Source organism: Pseudomonas sp. SC3(2021), from assembly GCF_019856535.1.
Classification (GTDB): domain Bacteria; phylum Pseudomonadota; class Gammaproteobacteria; order Pseudomonadales; family Pseudomonadaceae; genus Aquipseudomonas; species Aquipseudomonas monsensis.
This window is the reverse complement of record NZ_CP082236.1, coordinates 5415762-5432033: the sequence shown is the minus strand read 5'-3', so window position 1 is coordinate 5432033 and position 16272 is coordinate 5415762. Positions and strand designations below refer to the sequence as shown.

General features: G+C 60.3%; 18 protein-coding genes. 7 read left to right on the top strand and 11 right to left on the bottom strand.

All coding sequences use genetic code 11. The features are described from left to right. Positions 1-15 precede the first annotated feature (15 nt). On the bottom strand, positions 16-924 hold the full coding sequence (locus K5Y35_RS24085) for a MurR/RpiR family transcriptional regulator (protein WP_123467785.1): 909 nt from the start codon (positions 922-924) through the stop codon (positions 16-18). Between the two features lie 444 nt (positions 925-1368). On the opposite strand from K5Y35_RS24085, the gene K5Y35_RS24080 reads away from it, so the two are divergent. From K5Y35_RS24080 to K5Y35_RS24070, 3 genes are all read left to right on the top strand, one after another. Next, on the top strand, positions 1369-1773 hold the full coding sequence (locus K5Y35_RS24080; protein ID WP_003225981.1) for a TraR/DksA family transcriptional regulator: 405 nt from the start codon (positions 1369-1371) through the stop codon (positions 1771-1773). Between the two features lie 223 nt (positions 1774-1996). After that, positions 1997-3601, top strand: a complete 1605-nt coding sequence (locus K5Y35_RS24075; RefSeq protein ID WP_222833151.1) for a methyl-accepting chemotaxis protein — start codon at positions 1997-1999, stop codon at positions 3599-3601. A 109-nt stretch (positions 3602-3710) separates the two neighbouring features. After that, positions 3711-3914: a hypothetical protein gene (locus tag K5Y35_RS24070; protein ID WP_123467789.1), complete on the top strand. Its 204-nt coding sequence runs from the start codon at positions 3711-3713 to the stop codon at positions 3912-3914. A 6-nt stretch (positions 3915-3920) separates the two neighbouring features. On the opposite strand, the gene K5Y35_RS24065 is transcribed toward K5Y35_RS24070, so the two are convergent. Further along, positions 3921-4157: a DUF2789 family protein gene (locus K5Y35_RS24065; protein WP_123467791.1), complete on the bottom strand. Its 237-nt coding sequence runs from the start codon at positions 4155-4157 to the stop codon at positions 3921-3923. Positions 4158-4205: 48 nt separating this feature from the next. Further along, positions 4206-4457, bottom strand: a complete 252-nt coding sequence (locus K5Y35_RS24060; protein ID WP_123467793.1) for a hypothetical protein — start codon at positions 4455-4457, stop codon at positions 4206-4208. Between the two features lie 421 nt (positions 4458-4878). On the opposite strand from K5Y35_RS24060, the gene K5Y35_RS24055 reads away from it, so the two are divergent. The 3 genes from K5Y35_RS24055 (at position 4879) to K5Y35_RS24045 (ending at position 6677) form a co-directional block, all read left to right on the top strand. Then, entirely contained in the window at positions 4879-5328 is a 450-nt protein-coding gene (locus K5Y35_RS24055; RefSeq protein ID WP_163005233.1) for a hypothetical protein, read from the top strand. A gap of 5 nt (positions 5329-5333) precedes the next feature. Further along, a complete protein-coding gene (locus K5Y35_RS24050) occupies positions 5334-5531 on the top strand; it encodes a hypothetical protein (RefSeq protein ID WP_123469150.1) in 198 nt (65 codons plus the stop codon). 129 nt (positions 5532-5660) lie between these two features. Then, positions 5661-6677, top strand: coding sequence for an ABC transporter substrate-binding protein (locus K5Y35_RS24045; protein ID WP_123467795.1), 1017 nt, complete (start codon positions 5661-5663; stop codon positions 6675-6677). A gap of 96 nt (positions 6678-6773) precedes the next feature. Here the strand turns inward: K5Y35_RS24045 and K5Y35_RS24040 are convergent, their stop codons facing one another. Beyond that, positions 6774-8906: a TonB-dependent receptor gene (locus tag K5Y35_RS24040; RefSeq protein WP_222833150.1), complete on the bottom strand. Its 2133-nt coding sequence runs from the start codon at positions 8904-8906 to the stop codon at positions 6774-6776. A gap of 92 nt (positions 8907-8998) precedes the next feature. Further along, on the bottom strand, positions 8999-9388 hold the full coding sequence (locus tag K5Y35_RS24035; RefSeq protein WP_123467799.1) for a DUF2946 domain-containing protein: 390 nt from the start codon (positions 9386-9388) through the stop codon (positions 8999-9001). Positions 9389-9482: 94 nt separating this feature from the next. Between K5Y35_RS24035 and K5Y35_RS24030 the strand changes: the two genes are divergently transcribed. Continuing rightward, the gene (locus tag K5Y35_RS24030) at positions 9483-9923 is read left to right on the top strand and encodes a DUF3995 domain-containing protein (protein WP_123467801.1); all 441 of its coding nucleotides are present in this window, start codon (positions 9483-9485) and stop codon (positions 9921-9923) included. A 116-nt stretch (positions 9924-10039) separates the two neighbouring features. Here K5Y35_RS24030 and K5Y35_RS24025 read toward each other — a convergent pair whose 3' ends face one another. The 6 genes from K5Y35_RS24025 to K5Y35_RS24000 are packed head-to-tail and all read right to left on the bottom strand — an operon-like array spanning position 10040 to position 16097. Further along, positions 10040-10402, bottom strand: a complete 363-nt coding sequence (locus tag K5Y35_RS24025) for a Na+/H+ antiporter subunit G (RefSeq protein ID WP_222833149.1) — start codon at positions 10400-10402, stop codon at positions 10040-10042. Then, on the bottom strand, positions 10399-10677 hold the full coding sequence (locus tag K5Y35_RS24020) for a K+/H+ antiporter subunit F (protein WP_123467805.1): 279 nt from the start codon (positions 10675-10677) through the stop codon (positions 10399-10401). Before K5Y35_RS24020 ends, K5Y35_RS24025 begins: the two co-directional genes overlap by 4 nt. Then, the gene (locus K5Y35_RS24015) at positions 10674-11162 is read right to left on the bottom strand and encodes a Na+/H+ antiporter subunit E (RefSeq protein ID WP_123467807.1); all 489 of its coding nucleotides are present in this window, start codon (positions 11160-11162) and stop codon (positions 10674-10676) included. The genes K5Y35_RS24020 and K5Y35_RS24015 overlap by 4 nt, the downstream gene beginning before the upstream one ends. After that, the gene (locus K5Y35_RS24010; RefSeq protein WP_128615796.1) at positions 11159-12838 is read right to left on the bottom strand and encodes a monovalent cation/H+ antiporter subunit D; all 1680 of its coding nucleotides are present in this window, start codon (positions 12836-12838) and stop codon (positions 11159-11161) included. Before K5Y35_RS24010 ends, K5Y35_RS24015 begins: the two co-directional genes overlap by 4 nt. After that, a complete protein-coding gene (locus tag K5Y35_RS24005) occupies positions 12835-13179 on the bottom strand; it encodes a Na+/H+ antiporter subunit C (RefSeq protein WP_008085854.1) in 345 nt (114 codons plus the stop codon). Before K5Y35_RS24005 ends, K5Y35_RS24010 begins: the two co-directional genes overlap by 4 nt. Then, positions 13179-16097 carry a monovalent cation/H+ antiporter subunit A gene (locus K5Y35_RS24000; protein WP_222833148.1) on the bottom strand — a complete coding sequence of 973 codons (2919 nt, stop codon included), beginning with the start codon at positions 16095-16097 and terminating at the stop codon, positions 13179-13181. The genes K5Y35_RS24005 and K5Y35_RS24000 overlap by 1 nt, the downstream gene beginning before the upstream one ends. Between the last annotated feature and the right edge of the window lie 175 nt (positions 16098-16272).

The following is a 16272-nucleotide window of genomic DNA, read 5'->3' as shown; positions in this document are numbered from 1 at the left end:
AGGCTGAGGCAAATGTCAGTCGTCGAAGCCGGGTTGTTCGTGAATCTCGTCGACATTCAATTCCAGCCGATAGGCCACCGCCACAAACAACGCCTGACACAAACACAGCGTCGCGCTCAGCGAACGAAACGCCAATGCGCTGCCTTCATTCACCAGCAACAGGCTGTTGGCGTGCCTGGCCAGGGGCGAGAGGTGGCTGTCGGTGAGGATCAGGGTGTTGGCCTTTTGCTGGCGGGCGTAGCGCAGGCAATGTTGGGTCTCCTTGGCGTAGGGGGTGAAGCTGATGGCGATGACCAGATCATTTTCGCGGACGCTGCGCATCTGCTCGCGATAACTGCCACCCAGCCCCGACACCAACTGAATTCGCTTGTGAGTGTGTTGCAAGTTGTAAACGAGGTAGTCGGCGACGGCGAAGGAGCGGCGCACGCCGACCACATAGATGTTGTCGGCGTTGACGATCAGGTCGACGGCTTTTTCGAAGGCGACGTCGTCAAGTTCACGGCCCAGGCGTTCGATGCCGGAGCGGGTGGCGTCGATGCATTCGCGGGCGAGGTCGCCGTCGCTGGTTTGCTGCGACGGGTTGGCGATCAGGCTGCGGATGCGTTGCTGGTAGTTCTGTGCCGGCGAGGCTTTGTGGGTGTAGGCGGTGCGGAACAGTGCCTGCATTTCGCTGAAACCGCTGAAGCCGAAGCGCTGCGAGAAGCGGACGATGGCGGAGGGGTGGACTTCGCATTCGCGGGCGATGTCGCTGATGCGATCGACCATGATCCGGTCGCTTTGCTGGCTCATGTAGCTGGCGATGCGTTTTAGCTGGCGCGGCAGGGTGTCGTATTCGTCGGTGATCAGTTGCAGCAGACGCTCGGCATTGATCGGGGGGCTGGCGAGAGTGGGCTCGTCGGTGGCCGGCAGATCGGGGCGGGGCATAAGGTGTCCTTAGGGCTGATCAAATCACACGATGGCGGTGTGCCTGATAATAGGCGGGGTGCGAGCAGTTGGCTGGGGAGTTTTTCGGCGTCTGCGCAGCTGAAACGATGCACTGCGCGGGCGGCATGGCTGAAAAAAAATGCGACCGGTTGCCGCTGGTTTAGCCGTTTGTCTTCTATATACAGCCGCTCGACTGAATTTCTTGCTATAAACGCACTCCGATGACCGCCACGACGCCTGTGTCAGAGCTGTTAACGGGTGTTGTCGGACAAATTCCCAGTATTTACAGTTGCTGAGGCCTCAATCGGGCCTTAGACTGCCGCCCCTTCGTAAATTGAGTGCCGGGTGGCGTTTGCAATAAACGATGCCTTTTCGTCGACCGGACACGGTTCGCCGGAACGCTCCCTAATTCGCCTTAATGCACGTTTTTTTATAGAGATATCAATGACAAAGGACAAGTTGCTGGCCATGCCGGCAGATGACTACATGAATGCAGAGCAACACGCTTTCTTCACTGAGCTGTTGCAGAACATGAAAGTCGAAACCCACGAGCGCATTGAGCAAAACCGTATCGCCATCGAAAGCCTGGACACCCCGGCCGACCCGGCGGATGCAGCTTCGGTTGAAGAAGAGCGCACTTGGCTGGTGAACGCGATTGATCGCGACCAGCGCATGCTGCCGCAACTGGAACAAGCCCTTGAGCGCATCAAGGAAGACAGTTTTGGCTGGTGCGACGACAGCGGCGAGGCCATTGGCCTGAAACGCCTGCTGATCAGCCCGACCACCAAGTACTGCATCGAAGCTCAAGAGCGTCACGAGCAGATCGACAAGCACCAGCGTCAGGCCTGATTCCATGGCGGCCCCCTGAAAGGGGGGCGCCTGCAAAAGATCGCAGCCTTCGGCAGCTCCAAAAGGGGGGGCGTGGCTGCGATCTTTGCTTTTGCTCGTCTGCACTATTTCCAAGCCGTTCCATTGACCTGCTGCAGACCCCGCGACTAACGGACCATAGATAATGGCGTTGTAGTGGCGTTTAATGCAGTCACAACAATGAGAACAAGCGTGGGGTGTTGATATGACGAGAGATGGATCTCTGGTTGGGGCTTTGCCTGCACCAGTGCTTTTGCCGAAAAACCGCTGGATCGCACCGACCCTGCAAAGCATCGCCCTGATGCTGTTGTTGGCCGGCATGACCCTGGGTGAAGGGTCGTTGTACATTGGCATGCCACTGGCGGTGCTGATTGTCTGGCTGCCGCGCCTGCGCTCGCGAACCGTCCTCGATGCACCGCCTGCCGACACCGGCAGTGCCATTTCCGAACTGACCCGCGATCTTTCCTACACCACCAGCCACAACGCGTTGTCGGCTGCGGGGGTGGCGTTTTCGGTCAAGGAACTGGCGAACAAACTCGAATCGCAACTCGACGCGGCGGCGCGGATCGTCAGCAATGCCGAGGTGATGATTGCGACCGAGCACGCCACTTCGCAGCTCAGTCGCCAAGCCCTGGAAGCCGCCAGTGAGGCCCATCAAAGCAGTGCTGCGGGACGTGCCGAGCTGGTCGATTCCATCTCGCGCATGCATCAACTCAGCCAGCGCGCCAATGCCAGCCGCGAACTGATCGAGGCGTTGAGCCTGCGCAGCGACGATATTCAGCGGGTGACGCTGGTGATTCAGTCGATTGCCAGTCAGACCAACCTGTTGGCGTTGAACGCGGCGATTGAAGCGGCTCGGGCCGGCGAGCATGGCCGCGGTTTTGCCGTAGTGGCGGATGAGGTGCGCGGGTTGGCGGCCAGAACGGCGTCGGCGACGGGGGAAGTCGGCGAGATGGTTGCCGACATTCAGCAACGGACTGCACAGGTCGTGGAACAGATCCGCGAGTTGTCCAGCGACCTGCACACCGGCGTCGAACAGGTTGAAAACACCGGGCAGCATCTGGAAAACATCGCACGCCTGGCGGCCGGCGTGGAAACTCAGGTCGGTGAAATCGCCCGGGGCGCGGAAACCAATCGCGAGCAACTCGACAGCCTGTTTAAGGCCATCGAGCAGATGCGCAGCGATCTGGCGATCAGCGATCAACAGACCCGTCGTCTCGCCGAAGCGGCGGTGCAGATGGAAGGGCAGGCCGAAACCATCAGCGAACGTCTGGCTGAGGTTGGCCTGGATGACTATCACCAGCGTATCTATGACCTGGCGCGTGAGGGGGCGAGTCAGATCGCGGCGCGTTTCGAGGCGGATGTCGAACAGGGGCGGATCAGTCTGGAGGATCTGTTCGATCGCCAGTATCAGGCGATTCCCAATACTCAACCGGCCAAGTACCAGACCCGTTTCGACCGTTACACCGATCAGGTGCTGCCGGCGATTCAAGAGCCCTTGTTGCCGCGCCATGAAGGTCTGGTGTTCGCCATCGCCTGCACGCAGCAGGGTTATGTGCCGACGCATAACCAGGTGTTCAGCCAGCCGTTGACCGGGGATGTGCAGGTTGATGCGGTCAACAATCGCACCAAACGCAAGTTTGCCGACCGCACCGGGATTCGCTGTGGCAGTCATCAACAACCGGTGCTGTTGCAAACCTACACCCGCGACACCGGCGAATTGATGCACGATTTGTCGGTGCCGATCATGATCAAGGGACGTCACTGGGGTGGATTGCGGCTGGGCTACAAACCGGAGACCCCGCGCTGATTGTTACCGTTGAGGCAAGGGTTCTGTGCAGCGGCGTTGCTTTTTCCTTCCGAATGAAAGCATTAGTCTGCCGGCTTAGTTAGGTAGCTAATTAATTCAGGAGGTCGGCATGCAATGCCGGGTTGATGTCGCCGTGATGATCGGCAGTGGTGTACCCGCCGGTTTGCGCGCAAGGGGGCAAAGCGTTTGCTGGGTGGTGCTGCTCAACGGGGAGCAACGCGGCACCGCATTTGCCAGCCGCGACGAGGCCGAAGAGTGCAAGGCTGCGTGGCTCGCGCAATTGCAGGCCGAGCCCGCTGACAGTCTGCACTGATCAGGCTTACTTGCCGGGGTGCAGGCGCACGTTCAATTCATCGACCATGACGGCTTCTTCGCCGTCGGCGCGTAACCATTCCTTGAGCAATTGCGCCTGTTGCGGCGACCAGAAGTCGGCCTCGATCAATTTGACATCGGCGGGCAGTGGATGCGCTTCGATGAAGTCGTCGATAGCGCTGCCTTCCGAGGGCAGGCCCAACTGGTCGAACAGGGTTTTCAGGTCGTATGCTGGCAGTTCCATCGTTTACTCCTTGGTTTTGCGCCGACATGGCGCAGTCGATCACTCCCTTTATCTGAGGCAGTCGCCGGCCAGGAGTTCGATTTGCGCTTCAAGTGAACGAGCCAAGGCACAGGCTTCGTTATGGTCTTCGCGGAAACCTCTGACGCGACCGGTGGATTTTTCCTTGATGTGAAAGAAGGCAATGCCCGCCGGCACGACTTGAAAGCGTGGGGTCGGGTCGGGCGTTTCACTGACATGGAAGATCAGCGTCGATTTGTGCCTGGCCTCTACGGGAGTGGCAAAGTGAGTCAGGGTGCACATATGAAGTCCTTTTCATCGGTCGGCCGGCATTTACTGGCCGTTGCGGGTAGTCGTAATGAGCGTTGCTGCTCTAGAATCGCCAGTACCTGTTGACGACAGGGCTTATCTAAAGCAATTTTTCACGGGCGATATGTCGGAAAAATGCTTTTTTTCGTGAGAATTTTCCCTAAAGTTCGTAGTCAGCTTTCTCTGAGCGTCAGTAAGGAATCTTCCTTCGAACTTTGGCGACATCGGAGCAAGTTTCGCGAGTGACATTCCAGTAGTCTTACGCACCTCGCGATAAATGAGCGCTCCGCTCGCTCGGACTTTTATTTGAGTCACTTGGCAGTTCTGTCGGCATGGCCGTTTTTTGCCGCGCGCGTTTTCCGTGCACGGTTTTTTCAGATGTGGGGATGTTTCTTTGGCAGTCAGTAACCTCGATATGCATGCTTTGTTCGTGCTCGGTGATTTGCGTGCAAAGCTGGTCAAGCTGTTCCAGTCGCGTTTTGTTTACATCACCGAGCAAAACGCCGAAGGCATTTACGTAGCCGAAATCGACACCGAAAGTGCCTTGGTGGTCGATGACAAACCGGGGCTCAAGCTCAAGGTTGGCGATCATTTCAGCGCGTCGGTCCTGCCCAGCCGCGAAGGCGGCAAGATGGATATCCGTTTTCGTGAAATCAAACTGACGGTCTACGGCCTGGGCGATTACGCCTTTGTCGACACCGCCGATGGTCACGCGATCCTGTTCAAGGAAGGCCACAGTGTGGTGACCGTGTTCGCCGCCAATGAGCAACTGCAGGAAGGCCTGACCAAAACCCTGAAAGCCGTCACCGCCAAGGCCGCCAAATGGCGCAAGGGCGAACTGGTGACCTTCAAGGCCAGCGAGTGAATGCTGTGAGTCGCGCTGATTTTCATGTGCACCACCTCGATAATGCGCGTGAAGAGGCTCGGCGTCTGTTCGATGCGAAAGCCCGATTGCAGGGCGCGTGGCTGGGGTGGGTGGCATCGCAGATCTACACGTTGCGCCCGGCGGAATACGCCAGCATGGTCAGACGCGAGCTGCAAAGCTTGCAGGAAAAGTCTGAAACCTGACCTCGTCCGGGATACGCCCCGGAAAAAGCAGGAACCTCGGCTACAGTCAGTTGACTGAGTATTCAGAGGCTTGCGGTCTTCCATCAGGCCATCCTGCTATTGCTGTGAACAGCACGAGGTGCAAAAAGCATGAACGGATTTCGACGGTTGTTGGCCGCCAGCGCGGCCGCATTCGCTTTGCTGGCGTCGGCACCACCGCTGATGGCCGCGCAGGCGCCGATTCATTTTGCCGACCTGAATTGGGAAAGCGGCAGCCTGATCACTGATGTCCTGCGGATCATCGTCGAGAAGGGCTACGGATTGCCGACGGACACGTTGCCCGGCACCACCATCACCCTGGAAACCGCGCTGGCCAACAATGACATTCAGGTCATTGGTGAGGAGTGGGCCGGGCGTAGTCCGGTGTGGGTCAAGGCGGAAGCCGAGGGCAAGGTGGTCAGCCTCGGTGATACGGTCAAGGGCGCGACCGAAGGCTGGTGGGTGCCGGAATACGTGATCAAGGGTGACCCGGCCAAAGGCATCAAGCCGCTGGCGCCGGACCTGCGCAGCGTCAGTGACCTGAAAAAGTACAAGGATGTGTTCAAGGACCCGGAGAGCCCGAACAAGGGCCGGTTCCTCAACAGCCCCATTGGCTGGACCTCGGAAGTGGTCAACAAGCAGAAGCTGACGGCATACGGCCTGCAGGATGACTTCACCAATTTCCGCAGTGGCTCGGGAGCGGCACTGGACGCCGAGATCAGTTCTTCGATTCGTCGCGGCAAACCGGTGTTGTTCTACTACTGGTCGCCGACACCGCTGCTGGGCAAATTCAAACTGGTGCAACTGGAAGAGCCGCCGTTTGATGCCGAGGCATGGAAGACCCTGACCGACGCCGACAATCCGAATCCGAAACCGACCCGGTCGCTGGCCTCGAAGCTGTCGATTGGCGTGTCTACGCCGTTTCAAAAGCAGTACCCGCAGATTGCCGAATTCTTCAGCAAGGTCGATTTTCCGATCGAGTCGCTGAACAAGGCGCTGGCAGACATGAGTGAAAAACACACCGCGCCACGCCAAGCGGCTGAAGCCTTCATGAAAGCGCATCCGGATGTGTGGCAGGCATGGTTGCCGAAGGATGTGGCGGATAAGGTGGCGGCTGATCTGAAATAGAGGGGTTGCGGCTGACGCCATCGCGAGCAGGCTCACTCCTGCATTTGGGATGCGTTTCCCTGTAGGAGTGAACCTGCTCGCGATGCTTTCAAGCTTTTAGAATCGAGTCTGCACCGCCAATTCAAAGGTGCGCGGCGTGCCCAGATAGTAAGCCGGCGACACATGCGCAAACTCGGCGTACACCTCGTTGGTCAGGTTGCGCACCCGCCCGGTGACGGTGGTGTGTGAATCAACCTTGTAGCTGAGGAAACTGCCGAACAGCGTGTACGACGGCACGGTCATGGTGTTGGCGGTGTCGGCATACACCGATGCTACATAACGCGCATCGACCCCACCTTGCCATTGCGGCGAAAAGTCATAGGTCAGCCACACATTGCCGACGCGATCCGGCACGTTGGTCGGTGTATTGCCCTTGCGCGACACCACGACACCGGCGGCATTCTTTTCAGTGAAGTCGTCGTACTGCGCATCGACCCAGGCGAAGTTGCCTTCGGCCAACAGCTTGTCGGTGATACGCAACGAACTCGCAATCTCGATGCCTTTCGAGGTCTGCTGGCCGACTGGAATGCTGCTGGTCGGGTCCAGTGGATCGGTAACGGCGAAGTCCTTGCGCTCGATGGTGTAGGCGGCGACGGTCGCCGAGCCTCGCCCGTTCAGGTAGTCGAACTTGCTGCCAATCTCCCATTGTTTACCCGTCGAAACATCAAAGTCCTGAGTACCGTTCGGTTGCTCGGCGGCGGTGCTGTATTGCACGTAGACGTTGGCCGACGGGATGAATTGCCAGGTCAGGCCGACGCGACCAGTCACCGGCTCCCAACTGCGCTTGAGGTGCTTGGGGTTGGCGGCGGTCACTGTGCGATGGTTGGTGACGTCGAGGTCGATATCGTCGTAACGCAGGCCTGTGAGCAGCGACAGTTTGTCGGTCAGCGCCAGACGGTTTTCCACGAACAGTGCCTTGGTCGTGACTTCATTGGTCTTGTCGCTGATCAACTTCGGGTTGGTGCCGGGAATGTCGTAGAAATGCCCCGGCCGGTAGTTGTTCGGGTCCACCGTACTCGCGCCTTTGACGTTGAGCGGTGAGTTGGTGGTCTGGTTGACCTTGTATTCGAAACCCCCGGACCACGTTGTATCGAGACCGAAGAACGTATTGTCGTGACGCAGTTCGAACTGGTTGCCGTTCTGCTCGCCCTGATGGCGCACCTGATACGCGGTGGAGCGATTCACCGCCGTGTTGTCGGCGTTGTACTGATAGGTTTCGAGGTTGCGGTAGTCGCGCTGGCTGTCGAGGTGATACAGCGTGTTGCGCAGGGTGGTGCTGTCGTTGATCCGGTAGTCAATGATCGAGCGCAGCCAGATCGTCCGTTGTTCGTAGCGCCCGTCTTCGACGTTGTAATTGTTGAAGCGGTTGTGTCTGTCGATTTTCAACTCACCGGCCTTGGGGTTGAGCACCGGCGTGCCCCAGTACGGGCTGTCTTCGTGCTCGTCCTGATATTCGAGGGCGAGGGTGTGCGACAGGTCCGGCGTGAGATCACTGAGCAGCGAGAACGCCACGCTCCAGGCATCGCGTTCCTGGCGGTCGATGTAGCCGTTGCTGGTGTTGTGACTGACATCCAGACGCGCGTAGTGCTGCACATCGGCATTCGGCGCGGTCAGGGCGTGGTTGAGGCCGAATGCGGTTTCGGTGGTGTCGTAGGTGCCGTAGCTGACCCGACCTTCAACCGCCTGTTCATCGCGGCTGGCCAGTTTGGTCACGTAGTTCAACGAACCGCCGACGGAGCCTGCGCCATTGACCAGCGATGACGGACCACCGAGCAATTCCACCCGATCGTAAATCCACGCATCCACCGGCCGGGCGAGGCCGCCGGATACGTTGATGCCGTTGAACATCTGGGTAATCTGGCTGCTGGTGAAGCCGCGATAGGAGACGAAGCCGCCGAAACCCGGCGGTGCGCTGGCATTGACCCCGGGCAGGGTGTTGGCGGCGTCCTGGAAATTTTGTGCGCCGTGGCGTTCGATGTCGTTGCGGTTGGCAATGGCCACCGACGCGGGTGTGTCGCGCAGGCTCAGACCGAGGCGCGAGGCCATGCCACTGGATTGGTCGAGGCTCAAGCCCGGTTCGGCGCCGGACTCGCCATTGATGGTGATCGGCGCCAGATCCACAGCGGATTGCGCCCAGGCGTTAACGGACAGGCAGCCGCACAGGCTCGCCAGCAAAGTGAGTTGTTTCATCATTGAATCCTGAATGCTTGGCTAGGTGTCAGCGCACAGGCAAACGCCGCGCGTTGGCGCAGTGGGCTGACAAATCAATAGGGCGAAGACACTCAGGCGAGCGGTGGGGCGCGAGGGTTGGCCGAGGGCCAGGTGAAGCGGGCAGGGAGGTCGGCGCTGACGACAGGCGCCAACGGCGGACTGTGTTGTTCGGGCAGCACCGCAAGGGTCAGGCTGGAGTTGAACGCCGGGCCCATGCCCCCGCCGACAGAGCACAGCGGGCAACCGAACGCCTTGCTCAGGGTCGGCAGTTTTTCTTCGACGGGATTTGACGTGAGCGGCGCTTGAGTGGCCGGGTCGACCGTACAGAACTGGCCGCCGATGCCGTTGAGTTGCATGCCGACCATTTGCCCGTGACCGATGCTGCAGGCGAACACATTGAACAGGACGCAGCAATAGAGCATCCAGGCCAGCAGTGAGCGATCGGAACGGGAGAATTTCATGGGGCGGCACTTTACCGTACCGCTGATCGGTCGTGCACTTGAAAAAATGCCGACTAGGATGATTTGTTCAAGTCTTTTGAAAGGATTCTCAAGCATGACCTTCGTATTGGCTCAGTGGCTGGTGACGATTTTTGCTCTCATCAGCCTGGTGCATGTGTATTGGGCGTTGGGCGGGCAGTGGGCGGCGGTAGCCGCGGTCCCGCAGATTCCCGTGCAGGGGCTGGTGGCGACAGTACGACCGGCCTTCGAGCCTTCAGGCTGGATCACGCTGCTGGTGGCGGCAGCGTTATTGGCGATTGCCGGCCTCGTCTGCATGCGCGTCGGCTGGGGAATGCCGGCGGTGCATGACGGCTGGCTGCAATGGGTAATCAGTGCAATTGCGCTGTTGATGTTTGCCCGGGCAATTGGCGATTCGAATCTGGTGGGCTTCTTCAAAGAGGTGAAGGATTCACGGTTTGCGCGACTGGATACGTGGGTGTATTCGCCGTTGTGTCTGGCGCTAGGGGCGGGGTTGTTGGCGGTGGCCTGGGTTTGAGGTTTGAGGTGATCTGGAGAGCGCTATCGCGAGCAGGCTCACTCCTACAGAGGAACGCATTCCAAGTGTAGCGGTGAGCCTGCTCGCGATAGCGTCATTGCAGACAATACAAAGCTTCAGTTGCCGCTTTCGGTGCGCCGGCTACTGACCTCGGCCGGCACATCATCCCCGGCCATGCGCTTGCGGAACAACGCCGCCCGCGCCAGCAGCAACGTGGTGACCGGTACGGTGATCGCCAACAGAACCGGAATCAGCCAGGCGTGCAGCACCGGCCCCGATTTCAATGCCGAAAAACAAATGATCGACGCCAATGCCACGCACCACGCTCCCAGCGTCGAGGCCAGGGCTGGCGGGTGCATGCGCTGAAAGTAATCCTTCATGCGCAATAATCCGGTCGCACCGATCAGCGCGAACACGCCGCTGAGTACCAGCAGGATCGCCACGGGGATCTCGACCCATAAAGACAAATCGGCATTCATTCGATCACCTCGCCACGTAGCAGGAATTTCGCCAGGGCAAACGAGCCGACGAAGCCGAACAGCGCAATCAGCAGCGCTGCTTCGAAGTAAGTGTCACTGGAATAACGAATGCCGAGGGTCAGCATCATCAGCATGGCGATGATGTACAGGTAGTCCAGCGCCAGTACTCGATCCTGCGCCGACGGCCCCTTGAACAGGCGCACCAAGGTCAAAACCATGGCCAGCGAGAACAGGAACAACGTCAGCAGAATCGCGTTCGACAGTAACGGGCTCATTCGAAAATCTCCATCAGCGGCCGCTCGTAAGTGCGCTTGAAGTGCTCGATGAACTGCGCTTCATCATCCAGATCCCACACGTGCAGCAACAGAATGCTGCGATCCAGCGCCAGTTCTGACCACACGGTGCCGGGCACCACGGTGCAGATCATTGCCAGCGCCGCCAGGCCATGGGCATCGCGCAAGTCCAGCGGCACCTTGATAAAACGTGAGCGGGGCGGGCGGCGACCGGCGTTGAGTACACCCCAAGCAACGATCAGGTTGGACATGATCACGTCACGCCCGACCAGCAGGAACAGGCGCAGAATTGTCCCCGGACGGCGAACGCGTACTGGTTTCGGGCGCAACTTGCGCATCATCAATGGCGCGGCGAACCCCAGTATTGCGCCGAGCAACAGATTGCCCGGGCTGACCGACAGGTTCAGCGTCAGCCATAACACCCACAGGGCCAGTGACAGCAACGGTGCCGGGAAAATGCGCTTCATGGCTGCACCTCCAGCATCGCGGCTTTGGCTTCCGGGCTTGGCACGGCGCGGGTGCCGAGCACGGCCATCACGTATTGCTGCGGATTGTTCAGCGCGTCGGCGGTGGCCTGGGTGTAACGCAGCAGCGGTTCGGCCTTGAAGGTCAGGGCGATGCTCAACCCCAGCAGCAGGAAAATCGGTGCGCATTCGAGTTTGCGCAGCAGCGGCGACGGGCGCTCCTCGGGTGTCCAGAAGCGCTGGATGCCAAGGCGCGAGAACGCCATCAACGAGGCCAGCCCGGACAGGATCAACAACGCCAGCAACGCCCACGCCGCATTGGAAATCGGTGCGCCCGTGCCCAGCCCCAGCGGATTGAGCAAGGCGCCGATCAGGTTGAGTTTGCCAATGAAACCGGACAACGGTGGCATACCGATGATCAGCAGCGCGCAGGCAATGAAGCTCAGGCCGAGAAACGCCATGGTCCACGGGATGACCTGACCGACCACGGCTTTCTGCTCGTCATCGAGGTTGATGCCCTTGGGTGGCTGCAAGGACTCTTGCGGACGTGGCAGCAGTTCGCTTTCGTCTTCCAGCGGAATTTCGTTGGCCGAACGCGAGCGCTCGATCAACTCGGCGAGCAGGAACAACGCGCTCAGCGCCAGGGTCGAGCTGACCAGATAGAACAGCGCGGCGCCGATCAGGTTCGGCTGGGCGAAACCCACCGCCGACAGCAGAATCCCCGCCGACACCAGAATGCTCAGGCTGGCCATGCGCTCCAGGCGTTGCGCGGCAAGAATCGCCAGCCCCGCGCAGGCCATGGTCGCCATGCCGCCGTAGATCAGCCAGTCGCCGCCGAAGAAGGCCGAGGCCCCGGCCTGGCCGGAAAAAAGCAGTGTCCACAGGCGTAGCAGGGTGTAGACGCCGACCTTGGTCATGATCGCGAACATGGCCGCCACCGGCGCACTGGCCGAGGAGTAGGCCGGCACCAGCCAGAAGTTCAACGGCCACATGCCCGCCTTGGCCAAAAACGCCACCGCGAGAATCCCCGCGCCAGCGTGCAGCAAGCCGCGGTCGGCTTCCGATACCAGCGGAATTTTCAGCGCCAGATCGGCCATGTTCAATGTGCCGGTGACGCCGTAGATCAGCGCCGCGCCAATCAGGAACAACGACGAGGCGAGCAGGTTGATCGAGATGTAATGCAGCCCCGACGACACCCGTGCCCGGCCCGAGCCGTGTAGCAACAGGCCATAAGACGCGGCGAGCAACACTTCGAAGAACACGAACAGGTTGAACAGATCCGCCGTCAGGAATGCGCCGTACAGACCCATCAATTGAATCTGGAACAGCGCGTGGAAACTCGAACCGGCGCCGTCCCAACGGGCCATGGCAAACAGCAGCGCGCTGACGCCGATGATCCCGGTCAGCACCAGCATCAGTGCCGACAGGCGATCGACCACCAGCACAATGCCGAACGGTGCCTGCCAGTTGCCCGGCAGGTACACGCCGATGGAGCCGGGCACGCCGGTGGTCTGTGTCCATTGCAGCAGCATCACCGAAATGAACAGCCCGACGAGGCTGGAGAACAGGTTGATTTTCGCCTTCAGCGGTCGGTGTTTCTCGCCAAGCATCAGCATGATGGCGGCGGTCAGCAGCGGCAGCAGGATCGGCGCGGCGATCAGGTGAGTCATCGCCATCATTCTTTAGGCTCCCGGCCGTCGACGTGGTCGGTACCGGTCAGGCCGCGCGAGGCCAACAGCACGACGAGGAACAGCGCGGTCATGGCGAAGCTGATGACGATCGCGGTGAGGACCAGTGCTTGCGGTAACGGGTCGGTGTAGTGCAGCAAGTCCTGGGTGACGCCGTCCTTGATCACCGGCTCCTTGCCGATGAACAGGCTGCCCATGCTGAAGATGAACAGGTTGACCGCGTACGACAGCAGGCACAGGCCCATCACCACCTGGAATGTCCGTGGCCGCAGGATCAGCCAGACGCCAGACGCGGCGAGTACGCCGATGGCGATTGCGATGACTTCTTCCATCAGACGGCTCCTTTGCTGGCGACGGACTTGGGCAGCGATGCAGTCTTGTGACCGCGTACCGATTGGTGGGCGAGGGCGGTAAGGATCAACAGCGTCGAACCGACAACCACGGCATACACGCCGATATCAAAGAACAGCGCACTGGCGATATGGATTTCGCCCAGCAACGGCAAGGTGAAATGCCAGGTGTGGGTGGTCAGGAACGGATAACCGACCGCCATCGCACCGAGCCCGGTGGCGGTGGCGAACAACAAGCCGGTGCCCATCCAGCGCAACGGGCGCAGGCTCATTTGCGCTTCGACCCACTGCGTACCGGCGACCATGTATTGCAGGATGAACGCCACCGACATCACCAGGCCGGCGACAAATCCGCCGCCCGGCTGGTTGTGCCCGCGCATGAACAGGTAGCACGACACCACCAGCGCAATCGGCAGCAACAGGCGCACCAGCACCGCCGGCACCATCATGAAGCCGAGCGCGGTGTCGCTGGCCGAACGCGGGTTGACCAGATCGGTGACCACGTCCGGCGCCAGCAGGCGTTGCTGGGCCGGCAACTGCAGGCTTTCTTTCGGTGGGCGGAAGCGGCGTAGCAGGGCGAACACGGTCAGCGCCACGGCGACCAGCACGGTGATTTCGCCCAGGGTGTCGAAGCCACGGAAGTCCACCAGCATCACGTTGACCACGTTGCTACCGCCGCCCTCGGGCATGGCGCGACTGAGGTAGAACGAGGAGATGTCGTTCGGCGTCTGGCGCGTCAGCATGGCGTAGGAGAGCAACGCCATGCCGCCACCCACGGCAATCGACAGCAGCAAGTCGCGCAGGCGGCGAATGCGCGCTTTGCGCAGGCTGCTCGGCAGTGGCGAGACTTCTTCGATCCGGCGTGGCAGCCAGCGCAGCCCCAGCAGGATCAATACGGTGGTGACGACCTCGACCGCCAGTTGTGTCAGCGCCAGATCCGGTGCCGAGAACCAGACGAAGGTCACGCAGGTCATCAACCCGCAGACGCTGACCATGGTCAGCGCGGCGAGACGGTGATACTTGGCCTGCCACGCGGCACCGAGGGCGCAGGCGATGGCCAGCAACCACAGGGTCACGAAGACGATCGAGCCGGGAATCTTCGGCCGGTCGCCCCAGCTCAGGCTGCTGTGCAGCATCGGAATCAGGCCGGCGAGCACCGCGGCCAATACCATCAGGAACAGTTGCATTTGCAGGCGGCGGGTGCCAAGTCGGCGTTCGACGCGCCGGGCCATGCGCATCATCACCACCAGACTGCGTTCGAACAGGCGCTTGCCGTTGAAGCGACCGATCAGTGGCGGGTATTTGAAGCGACCGCGCTTGAGCTGGTTGCGCAGCAACAGGTAGACGACGATGCCGCAGGACATGGCGATCAGGCTCATGATCATCGGCGCATTCAGACCGTGCCAGATCGCCAGGCTGTATTCCGGCAGCGTGCCGCCAACCACTGGCAGGGCGGCCGCTGCGAGCAGCGGGCCGACCACTTGCGCCGGAAAGATGCCGACGACGAGGCAGGTAAAGACCAGCAACTCTACTGGCGCGCGCATCCAGCGCGGCGGTTCGTGCGGGGTGTGCGGCAGGTCGGTGGCGGTCGGACCGAAAAACACATCAACCGTAAAGCGCAGCGAGTAGGCGACGCTGAACGTACCGGCGATGGTCGCGACAATCGGCAGCGCCGCCTCGACCCACGCTGTGGCGTTGATGAACACGGTTTCGGCGAAGAACATTTCTTTCGACAGGAAGCCGTTGAGCAACGGCACGCCGGCCATCGAGGCACTGGCGACCATCGCCAGTGTCGCGGTGAACGGAATCAGTTTGATCAGGCCACTGAGTTTGCGGATATCGCGGGTGCCGCTTTCGTGGTCGATGATGCCGGCGGCCATGAACAGCGAGGCCTTGAACGTGGCGTGGTTGAGGATGTGGAACACCGCCGCGACCGCTGCCAGCGGGCTATTGAGGCCCAGCAGCAGGGTGATCAGGCCGAGGTGGCTGATGGTCGAGTAGGCCAGCAGGCCTTTGAGGTCGTTCTGGAACATCGCGCAATACGCGCCGAGCAACAGCGTGCACGCACCGGCGCCGCTGACGATGTAGAACCATTCCTCACTGCCGGACAGCGACGGCCACAGACGGGCGAGGAGAAAGACCCCGGCCTTGACCATGGTCGCCGAGTGCAGGTAAGCCGAAACCGGCGTGGGCGCCGCCATGGCGTGCGGGAGCCAGAAGTGGAAAGGAAACTGCGCGCTTTTGCTGAGGGCGCCGATGAGGATGAGGGGTAGCAGAATGGGGTAGAGGGCATGTGCGCGAATCTGATCGCCGGCGGCCAGGACCTTGTCCAGGTCATAGCTGCCGACGACATGGCCGAGGATCATGACCCCCGCCAGCAGGCACAATCCGCCGGCCCCGGTGACCATCAGCGCCATGTAGGCGCCGCGACGGGCGTCGGCGCGGTGGTGCCAGTAACCGATCAGCAGGAACGAGAAAAGGCTGGTCAACTCCCAGAAAAACACGATCTGGATCAGGTTGCCGGAAATCACCAGGCCGAGCATGGCGCCCATGAACGCCAGAAAAAACGCGAAGAAACGCGGCACCGGGTCATCCGGTGACATGTAGTAACGGGCATATAAAGAGACGAGGGTGCCGATGCCCAGGACCAGTATCGAGAACAGCCAGGCGAAGCCGTCCATGCGCAGCACGAAGTTCAGGCCCAGGCTCGGCAGCCACATGAACTCTTCGCGGATCACCCCGCCGTGGGCAATTTGCGGGTACAACATCGCGACCTGGACAGTGCCGATCAAAGCGACCAGGCCTGCCAGGAGGGATTCGGTATTACGCGCGTTGTGTGGCAGCACCGCTGCCAGACAGCTGCCAATGAATGGCAGAAGCAGTAGAACTATCAGGGACATAGGCTTCTAATCTGCGGAAGTTTGTGAAGCATCATACGTGCCAGCTCCCTGATCACCAAACGCCAGGATGTCTCAGAATCCTACAAAGTAGACTCAAAATTTGTGTTTGGCGTTATTTCAAGCCAAGGGAAGGTGTGGCAGATGGCCCTTTCGCGAGCAAGCTCGCTCCCACATT